At 62.1% G+C, this 17,506-nt stretch carries 27 protein-coding genes and 1 pseudogene; 25 read left to right on the top strand and 3 right to left on the bottom strand.

What is annotated here, in order from left to right; genetic code table 11:
* Positions 1-7: 7 nt before the first annotated feature.
* The 3 genes from rplC to JDO7802_RS10465 are packed head-to-tail and all read left to right on the top strand — an operon-like array spanning position 8 to position 1,775.
* Positions 8-880 carry a 50S ribosomal protein L3 gene (gene rplC / locus JDO7802_RS10455; RefSeq protein ID WP_055085323.1) on the top strand — a complete coding sequence of 291 codons (873 nt, stop codon included), beginning with the start codon at positions 8-10 and terminating at the stop codon, positions 878-880.
* A complete protein-coding gene (gene rplD / locus JDO7802_RS10460; RefSeq protein ID WP_055085325.1) occupies positions 877-1,494 on the top strand; it encodes a 50S ribosomal protein L4 in 618 nt (205 codons plus the stop codon). Before rplC ends, rplD begins: the two co-directional genes overlap by 4 nt.
* Positions 1,491-1,775, top strand: a complete 285-nt coding sequence (locus tag JDO7802_RS10465) for a 50S ribosomal protein L23 (protein WP_055085327.1) — start codon at positions 1,491-1,493, stop codon at positions 1,773-1,775. Before rplD ends, JDO7802_RS10465 begins: the two co-directional genes overlap by 4 nt.
* Before the next feature lie 126 nt (positions 1,776-1,901).
* Here JDO7802_RS10465 and JDO7802_RS10470 read toward each other — a convergent pair whose 3' ends face one another.
* Positions 1,902-3,389: an alanine/glycine:cation symporter family protein gene (locus tag JDO7802_RS10470; protein WP_055085329.1), complete on the bottom strand. Its 1,488-nt coding sequence runs from the start codon at positions 3,387-3,389 to the stop codon at positions 1,902-1,904.
* Between the two features lie 169 nt (positions 3,390-3,558).
* Here JDO7802_RS10470 and JDO7802_RS18845 point away from each other — a divergent pair.
* From JDO7802_RS18845 to rplP, 6 genes and pseudogenes are all read left to right on the top strand, one after another.
* Positions 3,559-3,711: pseudogene (locus tag JDO7802_RS18845) on the top strand (trypsin-like serine protease); the annotation flags it as partial.
* Positions 3,712-4,373: 662 nt separating this feature from the next.
* Positions 4,374-5,216: a 50S ribosomal protein L2 gene (gene rplB, locus JDO7802_RS10475; RefSeq protein WP_055085331.1), complete on the top strand. Its 843-nt coding sequence runs from the start codon at positions 4,374-4,376 to the stop codon at positions 5,214-5,216.
* Positions 5,217-5,218: 2 nt separating this feature from the next.
* Positions 5,219-5,500, top strand: coding sequence for a 30S ribosomal protein S19 (gene rpsS, locus JDO7802_RS10480; protein ID WP_055085333.1), 282 nt, complete (start codon positions 5,219-5,221; stop codon positions 5,498-5,500).
* A gap of 3 nt (positions 5,501-5,503) precedes the next feature.
* The gene (gene rplV / locus JDO7802_RS10485; RefSeq protein ID WP_055085335.1) at positions 5,504-5,884 is read left to right on the top strand and encodes a 50S ribosomal protein L22; all 381 of its coding nucleotides are present in this window, start codon (positions 5,504-5,506) and stop codon (positions 5,882-5,884) included.
* Positions 5,884-6,621: a 30S ribosomal protein S3 gene (gene rpsC / locus JDO7802_RS10490; protein WP_055085337.1), complete on the top strand. Its 738-nt coding sequence runs from the start codon at positions 5,884-5,886 to the stop codon at positions 6,619-6,621. The genes rplV and rpsC overlap by 1 nt, the downstream gene beginning before the upstream one ends.
* 12 nt (positions 6,622-6,633) lie before the next feature.
* Complete coding sequence (gene rplP / locus JDO7802_RS10495; RefSeq protein WP_055085339.1) at positions 6,634-7,047, top strand: 50S ribosomal protein L16; 414 nt, start codon at positions 6,634-6,636, stop codon at positions 7,045-7,047.
* Between the two features lie 65 nt (positions 7,048-7,112).
* On the opposite strand, the gene JDO7802_RS10500 is transcribed toward rplP, so the two are convergent.
* On the bottom strand, positions 7,113-7,478 hold the full coding sequence (locus tag JDO7802_RS10500; RefSeq protein ID WP_055085341.1) for a hypothetical protein: 366 nt from the start codon (positions 7,476-7,478) through the stop codon (positions 7,113-7,115).
* Positions 7,479-7,669: 191 nt separating this feature from the next.
* Between JDO7802_RS10500 and JDO7802_RS10505 the strand changes: the two genes are divergently transcribed.
* The 13 genes from JDO7802_RS10505 (at position 7,670) to rpmD (ending at position 13,525) form a co-directional block, all read left to right on the top strand.
* The gene (locus tag JDO7802_RS10505) at positions 7,670-8,290 is read left to right on the top strand and encodes a TIGR02466 family protein (protein WP_055085343.1); all 621 of its coding nucleotides are present in this window, start codon (positions 7,670-7,672) and stop codon (positions 8,288-8,290) included.
* A 1-nt stretch (position 8,291) separates the two neighbouring features.
* Positions 8,292-9,059 carry a hypothetical protein gene (locus JDO7802_RS10510; RefSeq protein ID WP_055085345.1) on the top strand — a complete coding sequence of 256 codons (768 nt, stop codon included), beginning with the start codon at positions 8,292-8,294 and terminating at the stop codon, positions 9,057-9,059.
* A gap of 122 nt (positions 9,060-9,181) precedes the next feature.
* Positions 9,182-9,388 carry a 50S ribosomal protein L29 gene (rpmC, locus tag JDO7802_RS10515; protein ID WP_055085347.1) on the top strand — a complete coding sequence of 69 codons (207 nt, stop codon included), beginning with the start codon at positions 9,182-9,184 and terminating at the stop codon, positions 9,386-9,388.
* A gap of 1 nt (position 9,389) precedes the next feature.
* Positions 9,390-9,620, top strand: a complete 231-nt coding sequence (gene rpsQ / locus JDO7802_RS10520) for a 30S ribosomal protein S17 (protein ID WP_055085349.1) — start codon at positions 9,390-9,392, stop codon at positions 9,618-9,620.
* A gap of 103 nt (positions 9,621-9,723) precedes the next feature.
* Complete coding sequence (gene rplN, locus JDO7802_RS10525; protein WP_055085352.1) at positions 9,724-10,092, top strand: 50S ribosomal protein L14; 369 nt, start codon at positions 9,724-9,726, stop codon at positions 10,090-10,092.
* Positions 10,092-10,397: a 50S ribosomal protein L24 gene (rplX, locus tag JDO7802_RS10530; protein WP_055085354.1), complete on the top strand. Its 306-nt coding sequence runs from the start codon at positions 10,092-10,094 to the stop codon at positions 10,395-10,397. Before rplN ends, rplX begins: the two co-directional genes overlap by 1 nt.
* The gene (gene rplE / locus JDO7802_RS10535) at positions 10,397-10,960 is read left to right on the top strand and encodes a 50S ribosomal protein L5 (RefSeq protein ID WP_055085356.1); all 564 of its coding nucleotides are present in this window, start codon (positions 10,397-10,399) and stop codon (positions 10,958-10,960) included. Before rplX ends, rplE begins: the two co-directional genes overlap by 1 nt.
* A gap of 10 nt (positions 10,961-10,970) precedes the next feature.
* Positions 10,971-11,276: a 30S ribosomal protein S14 gene (rpsN, locus tag JDO7802_RS10540; RefSeq protein WP_055085358.1), complete on the top strand. Its 306-nt coding sequence runs from the start codon at positions 10,971-10,973 to the stop codon at positions 11,274-11,276.
* A 12-nt stretch (positions 11,277-11,288) separates the two neighbouring features.
* Positions 11,289-11,681, top strand: coding sequence for a 30S ribosomal protein S8 (gene rpsH, locus JDO7802_RS10545; protein WP_055085360.1), 393 nt, complete (start codon positions 11,289-11,291; stop codon positions 11,679-11,681).
* 10 nt (positions 11,682-11,691) lie between these two features.
* On the top strand, positions 11,692-12,225 hold the full coding sequence (gene rplF / locus JDO7802_RS10550; RefSeq protein WP_055085363.1) for a 50S ribosomal protein L6: 534 nt from the start codon (positions 11,692-11,694) through the stop codon (positions 12,223-12,225).
* An 11-nt stretch (positions 12,226-12,236) separates the two neighbouring features.
* The gene (gene rplR / locus JDO7802_RS10555) at positions 12,237-12,596 is read left to right on the top strand and encodes a 50S ribosomal protein L18 (RefSeq protein WP_055085365.1); all 360 of its coding nucleotides are present in this window, start codon (positions 12,237-12,239) and stop codon (positions 12,594-12,596) included.
* A gap of 146 nt (positions 12,597-12,742) precedes the next feature.
* Complete coding sequence (rpsE, locus tag JDO7802_RS10560; RefSeq protein WP_055085368.1) at positions 12,743-13,333, top strand: 30S ribosomal protein S5; 591 nt, start codon at positions 12,743-12,745, stop codon at positions 13,331-13,333.
* 3 nt (positions 13,334-13,336) lie between these two features.
* Positions 13,337-13,525 carry a 50S ribosomal protein L30 gene (gene rpmD / locus JDO7802_RS10565; RefSeq protein ID WP_055085370.1) on the top strand — a complete coding sequence of 63 codons (189 nt, stop codon included), beginning with the start codon at positions 13,337-13,339 and terminating at the stop codon, positions 13,523-13,525.
* A 510-nt stretch (positions 13,526-14,035) separates the two neighbouring features.
* Here the strand turns inward: rpmD and JDO7802_RS10570 are convergent.
* Positions 14,036-14,725: a vWA domain-containing protein gene (locus tag JDO7802_RS10570; RefSeq protein ID WP_055085372.1), complete on the bottom strand. Its 690-nt coding sequence runs from the start codon at positions 14,723-14,725 to the stop codon at positions 14,036-14,038.
* 164 nt (positions 14,726-14,889) lie between these two features.
* Here JDO7802_RS10570 and rplO point away from each other — a divergent pair, with 164 nt between their 5' ends.
* From rplO to JDO7802_RS10585, 3 genes are all read left to right on the top strand, one after another.
* The gene (gene rplO / locus JDO7802_RS10575) at positions 14,890-15,366 is read left to right on the top strand and encodes a 50S ribosomal protein L15 (RefSeq protein ID WP_055085374.1); all 477 of its coding nucleotides are present in this window, start codon (positions 14,890-14,892) and stop codon (positions 15,364-15,366) included.
* Between the two features lie 118 nt (positions 15,367-15,484).
* Positions 15,485-16,843 (top strand): preprotein translocase subunit SecY, encoded by a 1,359-nt coding sequence (secY, locus tag JDO7802_RS10580; RefSeq protein WP_055085376.1) that lies wholly within the window; start codon positions 15,485-15,487, stop codon positions 16,841-16,843.
* The gene (locus JDO7802_RS10585; RefSeq protein WP_055085378.1) at positions 16,840-17,487 is read left to right on the top strand and encodes an adenylate kinase; all 648 of its coding nucleotides are present in this window, start codon (positions 16,840-16,842) and stop codon (positions 17,485-17,487) included. Before secY ends, JDO7802_RS10585 begins: the two co-directional genes overlap by 4 nt.
* The last annotated feature ends 19 nt before the right edge of the window (positions 17,488-17,506 follow it).

Consider the following 17,506-nt stretch of genomic DNA (forward strand, 5'->3'; position numbering starts at 1 on the left):
ACCAGATATGTTGCGTTCCGGAGTGATCGCCAAGAAAGTCGGGATGACCCGTCTGTTCATGGAAGACGGGAAGCAGATCCCCGTCACCGTCCTGCAGCTGGATGGCCTTCAGGTCATCGGACAGCGCACGGACGACAAGCACGGCTATACCGCAGTCCAGCTGGGCGCAGGTACGGCCAAGGTCAAGCGCACCAGCCAGGCGATGCGCGGCGTGTTCAAGAACGCCGGCGTAGAGCCCAAGCGCAAGATCGTCGAGTTCCGCGTCGATGCGGATGCGATGATCGAAGTGGGCGAGGAAATCATCGCCGACCATTACTTCGAAGGTCAGTATGTCGACGTCGCCGGCACTTCGATCGGTAAGGGCTTCCAGGGCGCGATGAAGCGTTGGAACTTCGGCGGCCTGCGCGCCACGCACGGCGTGTCGATCAGCCACCGTTCGCACGGCTCCACCGGTCAGTGTCAGGATCCCGGCAAGGTGTTCAAGGGCAAGAAGATGGCCGGTCACATGGGCGCTGCCCGTGTCACCACGCAAAATCTTCAGGTCGTGCGCACCGATACCGACCGTGGCCTGATCATGGTCAAGGGCGCCGTTCCCGGCTCCAAGGGTGGATGGGTCACGATCAAGGATGCGGTCAAGAAGCCGTTCCCCGAGAGTGCCATCATCCCCGCCGCGCTGATGTCTTCCAAGAAGGAAGCGCAGAAAGCCGCCGAGGAAGCCGCCGCAGCCGCCGAAGCCGAAGCCAAAGCCGCCGAGGAGGCCTTGGCCGCCGAGCAGGCCGCAGCCGAGGAAGCCGCGCTGAAGGATGCCGAAGCCCAAATCGCGGAGGAGGGTGCCGATACCGACAACTCCGACGCCGAGAAGAAGGAAGGTGACGCATGAAACTCGATGTCATCACCCTCGACGGCGGCACAGCCGGTTCCGTCGAACTGAGCGACGATATCTTCGGTCAGGAGCCGCGCCGCGACATCCTGTTCCGGGTCGTCCGCTGGCAGCGCAATAAGGCGCAGCAAGGCACCCATTCGGTCAAGACCCGGACGGAAGTCAGCTACTCGACCAAGAAGATCGTTCGTCAGAAGGGCTCCGGCGGCGCACGCCACGGCTCCCGCAAGGCGCCGATCTTCCGCGGTGGTGGCGTCTACAAGGGCCCCACGCCCCGCAGCCACGGCCACGAGTTGACCAAGAAGGTTCGCAAGATGGGCCTGATGCACGCCCTGTCGTCCAAGGCGCAGGCGGGCAAGCTGGTCATCCTCGACGAGCTGGCGGCCGGCGGCAAGACGTCCGCTCTCGCCAAGCAGATCAAGGACCTGGGCTGGAAGCGCGCGCTGATCATCGACGGGGCCTCCGTGAACGAGGACTTCGCTCAGGCAGCGCGCAACCTCGAAACCGTCGACGTTCTGCCCTCGATGGGCGCGAACGTCTACGACATCCTCAAGCGTGACACCCTGGTGCTCACGAAGGCGGGTGTCGAAGCTCTGGAGGCTCGTCTCAAATGAACACCTACGACGTGATCCGCAAACCGATCATCACCGAGAAAGCGACGATGGCCTCCGAGGCCAACGCCGTCGTCTTCGAAGTGTCGATCGACGCGAACAAGCCGCAGATCAAATCCGCAGTCGAAGAACTCTTCGGCGTCAAGGTGAAGGCCGTGAACACGTCCATCACCAAGGGCAAGACCAAGCGTTTCCGGGGCCAGATGGGCCGCCGCAAGGACGTGAAGAAAGCCTATGTGACGCTTGAAGAGGGCAACACGATCGACGTGTCCACCGGGCTGTAAGCTTCGGTAGGGTGGGCCTCGAAGGCCCACCGGTTAAGACAACAAAAGGCCCCGCCGGAAACGGCGGGGCTTTTTCATTGTGTCATGGCGAACGCCACCAGTGCGCACGACCGGTGGCAGTCCCGCTCAGGTCGTCGCTGGCGTCTGCGATGTGGCCACCACGGGGCGGTCTGCCGGCAGGTTCGGCGCATCCGCGGCGTCCGGCCAGGCGGTCGGATCGGTGTCGAGGTCCGGGAACCGCGCCGGGTCGAAGATCGGCTTGGCCACACCCGCCGCCAGTTGCTTCCTGAAGTCGCCGATCACCCGCATCGCGATCGGGAAGAGCATCATCAGGGCGAGCAGGTTGACCACCGCAAGGATCCCCATCATCGGATCCGAGAACGAGAAGACCGCCGTGGCGCCCGGCGCGACCGCGCCGAGGAACACGATCCCCATGATGGCCAGGCGCAGCACCAGAACCGCCGCGGGATTATCCGTCATGAACGACAGCGCGTTCTCGCCCAGGTAATAATTGTACATGATCGACGAGAAGGCGAAGAGCAGGATCGCGACCGTCAGGAAGTATTGCGACCATCCGCCCAGATGCTCCACCAGGCTCTGCTGGGTCAGGGCCACGCCGTCGATGTCCTCTGCGCCCGGCTGATAGACATCCGCCAACAGGATCACGAAAGCCGTGCAAGAGCAGATCAGGATCGTGTCGATGAAGACCGAGAAGCTCTGGGTGATGCCCTGGCTCACCGGGTGCTTGACGTAAGCCGTCGCCGCCACGTTCGGTGCGGAGCCGAGGCCCGCTTCGTTGGAGAACAACCCCCGCCGCAGGCCTTGAGCGATGGCCGCGCCCATGCCCCCCGAGACGGCTTCGCGAAATCCGAACGCGTTGGCCACGATGTCCCAGAGCACAGCCGGCAGGGAAAAGAGGTTCAGCACGATCACGACGAACGCCATTCCGATGTAGCCGATGGCCATGACCGGGATGATCACATCCGCTGCCTTGGCGATCCTGTGAATGCCGCCGAAGACGATCAGGCCGGTGACGGCCGACAGGGCGATCCCGGTCCAGAGCCTCGGGATCTCCATCGAGTCGAGCGCCGCTCCGGCGACGGTGTTGCCCTGGAATGCGTTGAACCCGATGGCGAAGGACGCAATCAGACAGACGGCATAGATCGTCGCCAGCCAGCGGTAGTTCTCGCCCAGACCCAGGACGATGGATTGCGCCGGGCCGCCGCGGTAATCGCCGCTTGGCTGCGTGCGCTTGTAGACCTGGGCGAGCGTCGCCTCGACCAGCGCGGTGCACATGCCGATAAGGGCGATGACCCACATCCAGAACACGGCGCCGGGGCCGCCCGCCGTGATCGCCACCGCGACACCCGCGATATTGCCGCCGCCCACGCGGCCGCCCACCGAGATGAAGAGCGCTTCGCGTGCGCTGATCTTGTTGGGGTCGTTATTCTCGTCGTTCCCCCGCAGGACGTTGAACATGCGTTTGAAGAACCGGAACTGGACAAAGCCGCTCGCCGCACTGAAAAAGACGCCCAGGACGACCAGGAACGGGATCAAAGCCCACCCCCAGGTCAGATCATTGATCACGCCGAAAATCGTGTCCAGAAAGCCCATCGCACCGTCCTCGCAGTTGGTTCACGAAACCGTGCGGTGCCCGTGACGGCATTTCAACCCCGGAGGACAGATCCGCCGTGCCGCGCCATGCACTGCCCAAGAAAACGGCACATGCTTCGCAAGGGACGTATGCTGCCGCCTCCCTCCTCCTCCCCACCACCCCCTCGCCCTGTCCGATGCCGCACGTCCCGTCTCCGGGCGCATCGACCGTGGGGACAGCCCCGAAACCTGCGGTGCCGCTCTGCTCGACGCGGACCTGATCCTGACCGCCGCCCATTGCGCGGACCCCGACCGCAAAGGCATCTCCTTCGGGTCCACCGAAAGCACCGACGGCAGCGCGTTGCCACGGTCCATCGCTACTCCACCCACGGCCTCGGTTCGTCTCCTTACGAGGGGTTTCACGTCAACATCGCCGTCGCCACTCTCACCGGGCCGATCCGGACGCTCCAATCCTCCCATCGGCGCGCCCGCCATTCCGGGCGAGATCCTCACTCTCGACTGCACCGTGACCGGCGGCCACAGCGGTGCGCCCGTCCTGCGTCTTGGGGCAGGGGTGCCGGAACTGGTCGCCGTCGTCGTCGCGACGCTCAACCGCGACTACCGCCCCACCACGCTCGCCCTGAGCGTTGACCGCCACATCGACACGCTCCGTGCCCTCGCCCGGCGGGACTGACCTCCAACACCTCCACGCCGAGCGCGGCAACACGCAACACATTTCCCAAACAATCGCGTCGGACGTAGATCACCCACAGATCACCCGTGGATCCCCCCTGAAATCCGCCCCCCGAAATCTCCCTGCCGCCGACCCTTGACCCCATCCCGTCCCCCCCCTAGACGACCCCATCGGCCAGCCCCGGATTCGTCCGGGGCTTTGTCGTCGTCTGCGCGGGATGCGTTCCGAACGGACACCGAACCGGGGACCTTCGGGGCCCTATATTCCGGGCGGCTCAGGCCGCTCGACATGCAAAACGGAAGACAGGTAACATGGCACTCAAGTCGTATAAGCCGACGACGCCGGGCCAGCGTGGGCTGGTTCTGATCGACCGTTCGGAGCTGTGGAAAGGCCGTCCCGTCAAAGCCCTCGTCGAGGGTCTGACGAAGAATGGCGGACGCAACAACACCGGACGGATCACGATGCGCCGCAAAGGCGGGGGCGCCAAGCGTCTCTATCGGATCGTCGATTTCAAGCGTAACAAACTGGACGTTCAGGCGAACGTGGAGCGGATCGAGTACGACCCGAACCGGACCGCCTTCATCGCCCTCATCCGCTACACCGACGGGGAGCAGGCCTACATCCTCGCCCCCCAGCGTCTGGCCGTTGGCGACCGCGTCGTCGCCAGTCAGAAGGCGGACATCAAGCCCGGCAACGCGATGCCGTTCCAGGGCATGCCGATCGGCACGATCGTCCACAACATCGAACTCAAGCCAGGCAAGGGCGGCCAGATCGCCCGCGCGGCAGGCACTTACGCCCAGTTCGTCGGTCGCGACGGGGGCTATGCCCAGATCCGTCTGTCCTCGGGCGAACTGCGTCTGGTGCGCCAGGAATGCATGGCGACGGTTGGCGCGGTCTCGAACCCCGACAACTCGAACCAGAACCTCGGCAAGGCCGGTCGCAACCGCCACAAGGGCATTCGCCCGTCCGTGCGCGGTGTCGTGATGAACCCGATCGATCACCCGCATGGTGGTGGTGAAGGTCGGACCTCGGGTGGTCGCCACCCCGTCACGCCATGGGGCAAGCCCACCAAGGGTGCCCGCACTCGCAACAAGAAAAAGGCGTCGCAGCAGCTGATTATCCGCTCGCGTCACGCCAAGAAGAAAGGCCGCTAAGCATGAGCCGTTCCGTCTGGAAAGGTCCCTTCGTCGACGCCCACGTCCTCAAGAAGGCCGAAGCCGTCCGCGAGTCGGGCCGCCCCAACGACGTGATCAAGATCTGGTCGCGTCGCTCCACCATCCTGCCGCAGTTCGTTGGTCTCACCTTCGGTGTGTACAACGGGCACAAGCACATCCCCGTCAACATCTCCGAAGATATGATCGGCCAGAAGTTCGGTGAGTATTCGCCGACGCGGACCTACTACGGTCACACCGCCGATAAAAAAGCCAAGAGGAAATAAGTCATGGGCAAGGAAAAAAATCCCCGCCGCGTGGCAGACAACGAAGCCATGGCCAAGCTGCGCTCCCTGCGCACCAGCCCGCAGAAGCTGAACCTCGTCGCCACCATGATCCGCGGCAAGAAAGTCGAAAAGGCGATCGCCGACCTGACCTTCTCCAAGAAGCGGATCGCGATCGACGTGCGCAAGTGCCTGCAGTCGGCCATCGCCAATGCGGAAAACAACCACAACCTGGACGTCGACGCCCTGATCGTCGCCGAGGCCTGGGTCGGCAAGAACCTCACCATGAAGCGCGGTCGCCCGCGTGCCCGTGGCCGGTTCGGTCGTATCACCAAGCCGTTTTCGGAACTTACGATCAAGGTTCGCCAGGTAGAGGAGCAAGTCTGATGGGTAACAAGGTCAACCCGATCGGGATGCGGCTGCAGGTCAACCGCACCTGGGACAGCCGCTGGTACGCCGACACCAAAGACTACGGCAATCTGCTGCTCGAGGACCTGCGCATGCGCGAGTTCATCGAGGAGGAGTGCAAGCAGGCCGGCATCAGCCGCGTCATCATCGAACGTCCGCACCGCAAGTGCCGCGTCACGATCCACGCCGCCCGCCCCGGTGTCATCATCGGCAAGAAGGGTGCGGACATCGAGGGTCTGCGCAAGAAGCTGGCGTCGATGACGGACAGCGAACTGCACCTCAACATCGTCGAGGTCCGCAAGCCCGAGCTGGACGCCGCCCTCGTCGGCGAGAGCATCGCGCAGCAGCTGGAGCGTCGTGTTTCGTTCCGGCGCGCCATGAAGCGTTCGGTTCAGAATGCCATGCGCATGGGGGCCCTGGGCATCCGTGTGAACCTGGCCGGTCGTCTTGGCGGTGCCGAGATCGCGCGGACGGAATGGTACCGCGAAGGTCGCGTTCCGCTGCACACGCTGCGTGCGGACATCGACTATGCCCACGTCGAGGCGCTGACCCCTTACGGGATCATCGGCATCAAGACCTGGATCTTCAAGGGCGAGATCATGGAGCACGATCCCAGTGCGCGTGACCGCAAAGCCCAGGAACTGCAGGACGGTCCTGCCCCCCGTGGTGCCGGTGGCCGTCGTGACGACCGCGGCCCCCGCGGCCCGCGCCGGTAAGGAGTAGAAGTCATGTTGCAACCGAAACGGACGAAATTCCGCAAGCAGTTCAAAGGATCCATCAAGGGTCTGGCGAAGGGCGGGTCCGACCTGAACTTCGGCACCTATGGCCTGAAGGCGACGCAGCCCGAGCGTGTTACCGCGCGTCAGATCGAAGCCGCCCGTCGGGCCATGACGCGTCACATGAAGCGTCAGGGTCGCGTCTGGATCCGCATCTTCCCGGATGTGCCCGTCACGTCCAAACCCGTCGAAGTTCGTATGGGTAAGGGTAAGGGCTCGGTCGATTTCTGGGCCTGCAAGGTCAAGCCCGGTCGTGTGATGTTCGAGATCGATGGCGTGGACGAGGCGACGGCGCGCGAAGCCCTGCGCCTGGCCGCGATGAAGCTGCCGATCAAGACCCGCACCGTGGTGCGCGAAGACTGGTAGAGGAGCGTCCAACGCTCCGACGAAATCCCAAGTCCCCGCCGGATCGCTCCGGCGGGGTTTTTCGTTCAGACGCACCGCGCTTCGAAGGCATCGACCTGCACGACGTTTCCGTCGGGGAGCGTGACTTGGCCATAAAGATTGGGGAGCCTTTCGACGATCACCGCAGCGGTGTAGCTGGTCGACTGGGCGCACAGGGTGCTTGCTCGTTGCAGCGCAGTCGCCTCGCTGATGATATCGGGCCGGTAGGACAGGGTGAGCCTGCCCGCGGAGACGTCGCCTAAAATAATGTAGAGGCCGCGGCGGTCGGCGGGATCGGAGAATTGCGACGCGAGACGCGCGTCACGGTTCTGCTCCGCCTGTTCCGGCGTGACGCAGCCTGCGAGCGCGGCAATGGCAATCAGGGGAAAGACCTTCGCGGACACTGAAATCATGGGTTTTCTTTCTTTGTGTGTTCGATACCCAGGTGCCTATTTTGCACTTCGGCGAAGGAAAACCCTACTCAAGCAGACCTTTCGTTCCGTTGCCGGAGGGCCACGCCGCCTCCTCTTGATCAGTTAAGGCCGCACACCGGCGATGGGCCGGGGCATTGCCGCAGTGCGTTGTGACCGCTAGGACGCCCGACATGGCTGACATATCCTCCCTCTTCGTGACACGGCTCTACCGGGCACCTGTGTCGGACCGCAAACCAGCCGTCGATTTCGACGAACTTCGGGCGACCTGTCTGTCGGTAGCTGGCGACGACGACGCCGGGCACGACTGGTGCGAGGCCAATGGCTATCCCGGCTATACTTCCTATGCATCCTTGTCGGATCTGCCGTGGCGGTTTCCGGTCTTCAAGAAACTGGTGAAGGCGCTGGATCGGCATCTGGCGGCGTTTGCCGAGGATCTGGAATTCGATCTGGGCGACAGGAAGTTGGTCCTCGAAGACATCTGGATCAACATCCTGCCCGAAGGCGGTGTCCATTCGGGCCACCTGCATCCGCATTCCGTGATCTCCGGAACGACCTATGTCGCGATGCCGCCGGGAACCAGCGCGATCCGGTTCGAGGACCCGCGCCTGCCGATGATGATGGCCGCCCCGCCGCGAAAGAAGGACGCGCGGGCGAAGATGAAGACCTTCGCCTATGTGGCTCCCGAGGTGGGGGAGGTGCTGCTGTGGGAGAGCTGGCTGCGCCACGAGGTGCCGATGAACATGTCGGAGGAGAACCGAGTGTCGGTGAGTTTTAATTATCGGTGGGGATGAGATGAAGTCGATTGTATGTGTTGACCCGGCGCATTCTGCCCCGGCTTCAGCGGATATTGCTAAGTTTCTCTATGATGAGATATTCGGTGCCTCGGCATCATTCGATCATCAATACGTTATGGCAGGCGAGATGCTGGCAGCGTTTTTCGAACGATTTGGTGCAGCCGAATACACGGACGATACTAGCGTCGTTGGGGTAAGGATTGGACGGGCCGAGTTTTCTCGGAGGATTGTAGCAGCCGACACTTCGCGAGAGTTATCTCTGATCGATATCGTCGATCTGCTATTTGCGTATTTTCGTCAGTACGGCCCGCGCCGTAAGGGCGAAACCGATCCGAAGAAGATTCTCCGCGCCATTGTGCCACCGAGGATGGTCCCAGTTCTTCAAATGATTGGGCTTCTGAATTCTGACCTAGGGCCTGACCCTTCTGTCCTCCCGATCCTGATCAAAGGGGGTTTCATTGAAGGGGCCGGTCGAAGGTTGGTGAGGGAAGGGTATACTTGGCCGACAGATTGGGTATCGGATGTGGCAACGAACATTCTTCGAAGGACGCGTGAGCAGTCAGAAATATTTGCTTTCGAGAAGGAAGACGGAATGGCGTTCATGATGGTCACTGAACAGTCTTCGCATGAAGATTGTGCTCGGTACCGTTGGCGGTATGGTGAATACCTGCCATCGCCCGGAACCCGACCGTTCGTTCATCCCGTCGACGATCCGTTCCTGCAATATGTAGGGCGCAAATTTCGCGCGGAGCTAGACGGGGACTGACACCCCCTTGCGCCCCCGCCGCCCATCGTCTATGCGGCGCTCTCTACCACTGACCTCCACCGGAATCAGGGTAACCCGCCATGCGGCTGGGGCCCTCCGGTGATGTTGCAAAGGAACATGGCATGGATGCCAGCGACCTCCGGGCGAAGACGCCCGATGAGCTCCGTACGGAGTTGACCAATCTCAAGAAGGAGGCGTTCAACCTGCGCTTCCAGGCGGCGACCAGCCAGCTTGAAAACACCGCGCGCGTGCGGGTCGTCAAGCGGTCGATTGCCCGTGTGAACACCATTCTGAACGAAAAGGCGCGTGGCGCCGAAGCGGAGGCGTAAGATGCCCAAGCGTATCCTGACCGGCGTCGTCACCTCGAACCAGAACGCCCAGACCGTAACTGTCAGCATCGAGCGTCGCTTCAAGCACCCGCTGCTGCAGAAGACGATCCGGAAGTCCAAGAAGTACCGTGCGCACGACGAGAACAATTCGTTCAACGTCGGCGACATGGTCAGCATTCAGGAATGCCCGCCCAAGTCAAAGACGAAGCGGTGGGAAGTGATCGCCAAGTAATCGGCGGCACGACCAGACGACCGGGCGGCATGCGCCCCCCGGACATTAGCGAAACCCTGGGGAGTAGGCCACGCATCGGTCCCCCAAAGGTCGGGAGAAATCAATGATCCAGATGCAAACCAACCTGGATGTTGCTGACAACAGCGGCGCTCGTCGCGTTCAGTGCATCAAGGTCCTGGGCGGGTCCAAGCGGAAGTATGCCTCCGTCGGCGACATCATCGTGGTGTCCGTCAAGGAAGCCATTCCGCGGGGCAAGGTGAAGAAGGGGGACGTCCGCAAGGCCGTCGTCGTTCGCACCGCCAAGGAAGTCCGTCGTGACGACGGCACCGCCATCCGCTTCGACCGCAACGCGGCCGTCATCCTCAACAACAACAACGAGCCGATCGGCACCCGTATCTTCGGGCCGGTGGTTCGTGAGCTGCGCGCGAAGAACTTCATGAAGATCATCTCGCTCGCCCCGGAGGTGCTGTAATGGCTGCCAAACTCCGCAAAGGTGACAAGGTCATCGTCCTGTCGGGTCGCGACAAGGGCAAGGAAGGCGAGATCGCATCGGTCGATCCGCAAGCCGGCAAGGCCGTGGTCGAAGGCGTGAACATGGCGATCCGCCACACGCGCCAGAGCCAGGCCCAGCAGGGCGGCCGCATTCCCAAGGCGCTGCCGATCGATCTGTCGAACCTCGCCATCCTCGATGCCAACGGCAAGGCCACCCGCGTCGGCTTCCGCATGGAAGACGACAAGAAGGTGCGTTTCGCCAAGACCACGGGAGACGTGATCTGATGCTCGACCAAGCCAACTACACGCCCCGTCTTCTGTCCGTCTATCGCGACACGATCCGTGCTTCGATGCGGGAAGAATTCGGCTACAAGAACGACATGATGATCCCCCGGCTGGAAAAGATCGTCCTGAACATCGGGTGCGGTGCCGAAGCCGTTCGCGACTCCAAGAAAGCCAAATCGGCCCAGGACGATTTGTCGACGATCGCCGGTCAGAAGGCCGTCGTCACGAATGCCAAGAAGTCGATCGCCGGCTTTCGCGTCCGTGAGGGCATGCCCCTTGGCACCAAGGTGACGCTGCGCGGTGCCCGGATGTACGACTTCCTGGACCGTCTTATCACCGTGGCAATGCCGCGCATCCGCGACTTCCGCGGCGTGCCCGGCAAGAGCTTCGACGGCCGTGGCAACTATGCCATGGGCCTGAAAGAGCATCTGGTCTTCCCCGAGATCAACTTCGACAAGATCGATGAGAACTGGGGCATGGACATCATCATCTGCACGACGTCGAAGACGGATGCAGAGGCGAAGGCGCTGCTCAAGGCCTTCAACATGCCGTTCAACAGCTGAGGAGATAGACATGGCAAAAGTATCCATGATCGAACGCCAGAAGAAGCGTGAGCGGCTGGTGAAGAAGTACGCCGGCAAGCGCGCCGCTTTGAAAGAGATCATTCGCGACGAGAACAAGCCGATGGAGGAGCGCTTCAAGGCGACCCTGCAGCTGGCTGAATTGCCCCGCAATTCCTCGCCCGTCCGTCTCACCAACCGCTGTCAGCTGACGGGGCGCCCGCGCGCCTATTACCGTAAGCTGAAGTTGTCTCGCATCATGCTGCGCGACCTGGCCAGCCAGGGGAAGATCCCCGGCATGGTCAAGTCGAGCTGGTAAGGAGATCAGAGAATGAATGATCCCATCGGCGATATGCTGACCCGAATCCGCAACGCGCAGATGCGTGGCAAGTCCACCGTCATCACGCCTGCGTCCAAGTTGCGCGCCCGTGTCCTGGATGTTCTGGCCGACGAAGGCTACATCCGCGGCTACGAGAGCAGCTCGGACCGTCAGGGCCACCCGACGATCGAAATTTCTCTCAAGTACTACGAGGGTATTCCGGTCATTCGCGAAGTGAAGCGGGTCTCCAAGCCCGGTCGCCGCGTGTACCTGGGTGTCAAGGACGTTCCCGCGGTCCGTCAGGGCCTGGGCGTTTCCATCGTCTCCACCTCGCGTGGCGTCATGTCGGATGCAAATGCACGGGCGGCCAATGTTGGCGGCGAAGTGCTCTGCACCGTATTCTGAGGAGGGTATAATGTCTCGTATCGGCAAACGACCCGTCGAAATGCCTTCGGGTGTGGAAGCCTCGGTCTCGGGCCAGACGCTGTCGGTCAAGGGGCCCAAGGGCACCCGGACCTTCACGGCCACCGACGACGTCGACTTCAAGATCGAAGACGGCGCCATTTCGGTGGAGCCCCGTGGCAAGTCCAAGCGGGCCCGCCAGCAGTGGGGCATGTCGCGTACCATGGTCGAGAACCTGGTGACCGGCGTGACCACGGGCTTCAAGAAAGAGCTGGAGATTTCCGGCGTTGGTTACCGCGCGCAGATGCAGGGCAACACCCTGAAGCTGTCGCTCGGCTATAGTCACGACGTGAACTTCGAAGTGCCGGAGGGGGTCACCGTGACCGCCGCCAAGCCCACCGAAATTTCCGTCGAAGGGATCGACCAGCAGTTGGTCGGTCAGGTTGCAGCAAACATTCGCGAGTGGCGCGCGCCGGAGCCCTATAAGGGCAAGGGCATCCGCTACAAAGGCGAGTATATCTTCCGCAAGGAAGGTAAGAAGAAGTAAGGACCAGTCAGATGGCAAACAGCAAACGGGATCTGTTCCTCAAGCGCCGCCTGCGCGTCCGGAACAAGCTTCGCAAGATGTCCGCAGGGCGTCCGCGCCTCTCGGTGCATCGCTCCAACAAGAACATCATGGTCCAGTTGATCGACGATGTTCAGGGCAAGACGCTCGCGTCCGCTTCCACCCTCGAGAAATCGCTGGGCATGGTCGGGCAGAATAACGTCGAGGCGGCCACCAAGGTCGGCGCGGCGATCGCCGAGCGGGCCAAGAAGGCCGGCGTCGAAGAATGCTACTTCGACCGCGGTGGTTTCCTCTTCCACGGGAAGGTGAAGGCCCTGGCCGACGCCGCCCGCGAAGGTGGCTTGAAGTTCTAAGAAAATTGGGAAGGGCGCGTGTGTGCCCTTCCTTTCCAATTCTGAAGACGGCGTCGCCGTCTCGATGATCCGGGCAAGCCGTCGACCGACGGACGCGCACTGGGATCGACCCAAATGGCCCGCGGGCCGAACGCAGGAGATGCCGCATGGCAGGACGTGATGACAACAGGGGCGGCGGTCGTGGCCGTGGCCGTGACGAAAACCCCGAATTCGCTGATCGCCTTGTCGCGATCAACCGCGTGTCGAAGACCGTCAAGGGTGGTAAGCGCTTCGGCTTTGCCGCACTCGTCGTCGTGGGCGACCAGAAGGGCCGTGTCGGCTTTGGCAAGGGCAAGGCCAAGGAGGTCCCCGAGGCCATCCGCAAGGCCACCGAGCAGGCCAAGCGTCAGATGATCCGTGTCGCCCTGAAGGACGGCCGGACGCTGCACCACGACATGACCGGCCGTCACGGTGCCGGCCGCGTCGTCATGCGCACCGCGCCGGAAGGCACGGGCATCATCGCCGGTGGCCCGATGCGTGCCGTGTTCGAGATGCTGGGCATCAACGACGTCGTGTCGAAGTCCATTGGGTCGCAGAACCCCTACAACATGATCCGGGCCACCCTGGACGGGTTGCAGAAGGAATCGTCGCCCCGTTCGGTCGCGCAGCGTCGCGGCAAGAAGGTCGCCGACATCCTGCGCAAGGAAGACGGCCCCAAGATGGACGGCGAACAAGCGCCCGTCGCAGAGGAGGCCTGATCCATGGCTAAAACGATTGTCGTCAAGCAGGTGGGTTCGCCCATTCGCCGCCCCGCCGATCAGCGCGCGACGCTGGTGGGCCTGGGCCTGAACAAGATGCACCGGACCCGCGAGTTGGAGGATACCCCCTCCGTGCGCGGTATGGTCGCCAAGATTCCGCATATGGTGAAGATCATCGAAGAAAAGGGCTGAGGTCCAGGCAGGGAAGACCCTGTCGCCTTGTGTTGAATGAGCGCCCCGGTCAGAGATGGCCGGGGCGGTTTTTCTTGTAGTATCAGAAAAATAGAAACGCCGACCGGGTAACCCGGTCGGCGTGGTGCGACGAACTGCTCTTGTTGGCGACAATCTTCACGAGTTACCGTTCTATTGAACGACCCTTGCTGACTGTCGAGGCGTATCAGCATTACGTCTCAGATCTTATCTGCCGCCGGCTTGCGGCTTAGGAAGTAAGTTGTTCAGCTCAGCTGAGTCTTATCCCCTCGCTCCCAGCGTCACGCTGGTCCGATGCAGACCTGGCTGCTGCTACAACTAGGATTCAATTTGATCCTTACCAAATTCCCCTTTCGAAACGCCCTAACAGGATAGCAGTCCTGTTACCTCAAGTCCGGCGAGACCAAAAAAGCTTCCAAAGGAAACTCCTGTTCTCCCCCGTCTGTGGGGGTGCACCATAGGTGGTGGTGTCGGTGCCCGGTTACAACAGATCTAGCGAAATTTTATTCCAAGCCCCACCAAATCACATCCGAGCGTCCCCCGCAGGGCCTCGACCAGCTCCTCCTGCGAGTGGGTTCCGATGTAGCGGCCGCCGGTGGTGTCGGCGAGGCAGCGGGCGACGACGTCCGTTCCCGGCGCGCCCCCTTCGGGGTTGTTCCAGCCGAAGAAGTCATGGGCGGCCTTATAGCCGATCACGTGGATGGTGAGGTCGGCGGCTTCGGCGGCCAGGCGCGTGCCCAGGGCGCAGGGACGGCCGCCGCAGGTTTCATTGCCGTCGGTGACCAGAACGATGATGCCGGGGGTCAGGCGATAATCTAGAACGTCGGCGGCTTGCGCGACGGCGTCTGACAGCGGCGTGAGGCCCGCGGGTTCGAGAGCCTGCAACTCGGACAGCATCAGGGCCGACGCAGCCTCGACGGGCGGAAAGCGCAACCGAATACCGTCGCAAGACCCTTCGGGTCCGGGGCCGTAGGTGACCAAACCGATGCGGCGGAAATGCTCCACCTGAGGCATGATGCGGGACATCGCGATCCGGGCGTCGGTGATACGATTGGTTTCGCCGGTGTCGAATCCGATTTCCGCCATGGACGCGGAGCCGTCGAACACGACCATCGCATCGATGGTGCAGGGCAGGGCGACGCCGGGTAGGCCAAGGGCCATAAGAAGGGGCGCAAAGTTCATGTTATAACGGTGCCTGTAAGGGCAGAGTGGGGCAAGGGGTCTTGAACCGGGCGCGGGTGGGGTGTAGGGCCGCGCGGTGCGACTTCGGTCACATGAAGAATCACGCAAACGCCGCGTTCGTCCCAAATCGCTTCGGGGACGCTTCCGGCAAGAGGAGAAGCGATATGACGAGTTACAAGCTCAACGAACTGCGCGACAACCCCGGCGCGGCCCAGAAGCAGAAGCGCAAGGCGCGCGGTCCCGGTTCGGGCATGGGCAAGATGGCCGGTCGCGGCATCAAGGGTCAAAAATCCCGTTCGGGCGTGGCGATCAATGGCTACGAAGGCGGTCAGATGCCGATCTACCAGCGTCTGCCCAAGCGCGGCTTCACTAAGCCGAACCGCAAGGAATTCGCCGTTGTGAACCTGTCGAAGCTGCAAGAATTCATCGACAACGGTAAGTTGGACGCCGCCAACATCACCGAAGACGCGCTGGTCGCGTCGGGCGTGGTGCGCCGCAAGCTGGACGGTGTGCGTCTGCTGGGCAAGGGCGAGCTTTCGGCCAAGGCCACGATTACGGTCACCGGCGCGTCCAAGGGCGCGGTCGAAGCGGTCGAAAAAGCTGGCGGTTCGGTCACGCTGCCCACGATCGCGGCCGAGTGATCCGACTGGATCGGTTGTAGGCGGGCGCAGGTCCGCATACATGAGATCAAGTTTTCCTTTGACGCCGCCCGCGGGGAAAGCCCGAGGGGCGGCGTTTCAGCTATAAAGAGGGGCTCGCATGGCTTCAGCCGCAGAGCAAATGGCCGCCAACATGAGCTGGGGCGCGTTCGGTAAAGCCAAAGAGCTTCGCCAACGCATCCTGTTCACGATCGGCCTGCTGATCATCTATCGCGTGGGAACTTATATTCCCGTCCCCGGTATCGACGCCGACCAGTTGCGCCAGTTCGTCGAACAGGCACAGCAGGGTCTGGGCGGCGTGCTCAACATGTTCACCGGCGGTGCGATCGGGCGGATGGGCATCTTCGCCCTGGGCATCATGCCCTATATTTCCGCGTCGATCATCGTGCAGCTGATGACCGCGATGGTTCCGCAGTTGGAGCAGTTGAAGAAGGAAGGCGAACCGGGCCGCAAGAAAATCAACCAGTACACGCGTTACGGCACGGTCGCATTGGCGACGTTGCAGGGGTATGGCCTGGCCGTATCGCTGCAGTCCGGAAACCTGGTCCACACGCCGGGCTGGTTCTTTATCGCATCGTGCGTGATCACGCTGGTCGGCGGCACGATGTTCCTGATGTGGTTGGGCGAACAGATCACTGCGCGCGGCATCGGCAACGGCATTTCGCTGATCATCTTCGTGGGTATCGTGGCCGAGCTTCCGGCGGCGATGGCGCAATTCTTCGCCTCCGGCCAATCCGGTGCCATCTCGACCCCCGTGATCCTGGGCGTGATCGTGATGCTTCTGGCGACACTGCTGTTTGTGGTGTTCATGGAGCGGTCGCTGCGCAAGGTGCATATCCAATATCCGCGCCGTCAGGTGGGCATGAAGGTCTATGACGGCGGGTCATCGCATCTGCCGATCAAGGTGAACCCGGCGGGCGTGATCCCGGCGATCTTCGCGTCGTCGCTGCTGTTGCTGCCGACGACGATCAGCACGTTCTCGGGTCAGCAGACGAACCCCATCCTGTCGACGATCACAGCGTATTTCGGGCCCGGTCAGCCGCTCTACCTGCTGTTCTTTACCGCCATGATCGTATTTTTCGCGTATTTCTATACCCACAACGTCGCGTTCAAGACCGATGATGTGGCCGATAACCTGAAGAACCAGAACGGCTTCATTCCCGGCATCCGTCCTGGTCAACGGACGGCGGAATATCTGGAATACGTGGTTAACCGTGTTCTGGTTCTGGGCTCCGGCTACTTGGCGCTGGTCTGTTTGATCCCCGAGATGGTGCGTCAGGAACTGGCGATCACCGCCTACTTCGGTGGCACGTCGATCCTTATCATCGTTTCGGTCGGTATGGATTTCATCCAGCAGATCCAGTCGCACCTTCTGGCCCACCAATACGAGGGCCTGATCGAGAAGAGCCAGCTGCGCGGCAAAAAGCGCGGTCGGAAAAAGGGAGCCGCACGTCGATGAACATAATACTGCTGGGGCCGCCGGGGGCGGGCAAGGGAACCCAGGCACGAAGGCTGGAAGCGGATCGCGGGATGATCCAGTTGTCCACCGGAGACATGCTGCGGGAGGCACGCACATCCGGAACCGAGATGGGGGACAAGGTCGCCGCAATCATGGACTCGGGCCAGCTGGTCACCGACGACATCGTCATCGGGCTGATCGAGGAGAAGCTGGAAGGGGACCGCAACGGTGGTTTCATCTTCGACGGCTTTCCCCGGACGCTCAAGCAGGCCGACGCCTTGGGTGCGCTTTTGTCCAAGCATGGCGCTACCTTGGATGCGGTAATCGAAATGCGCGTGGACGACGAGGCGCTTGTCGCCCGGATCACGGCGCGATCGACCTGCGGGGATTGCGGCGAAGTCTATAACGACATCACCAAACCGATCCCGGCGGATGGTAAATGCGCCAATTGCGGGGGCACCACCTTCAAGCGGCGGGCCGACGACAATGCGGAAAGCCTGCGCACGCGGTTGATGGAATATTACAAGAAGACGTCACCGCTGATCGGATACTACTACGCCAAGGATGCGTTGACGTCGATCGATGGCCTGGGCGAAATCGATGCGGTCGCTGCCGACATGAATGCGGTTCTCGACGCGTCATGATAAAAGTTCTTGACAGGCC

The organism is Jannaschia donghaensis, assembly GCF_001403795.1.
Lineage (GTDB): Bacteria > Pseudomonadota > Alphaproteobacteria > Rhodobacterales > Rhodobacteraceae > Jannaschia > Jannaschia donghaensis.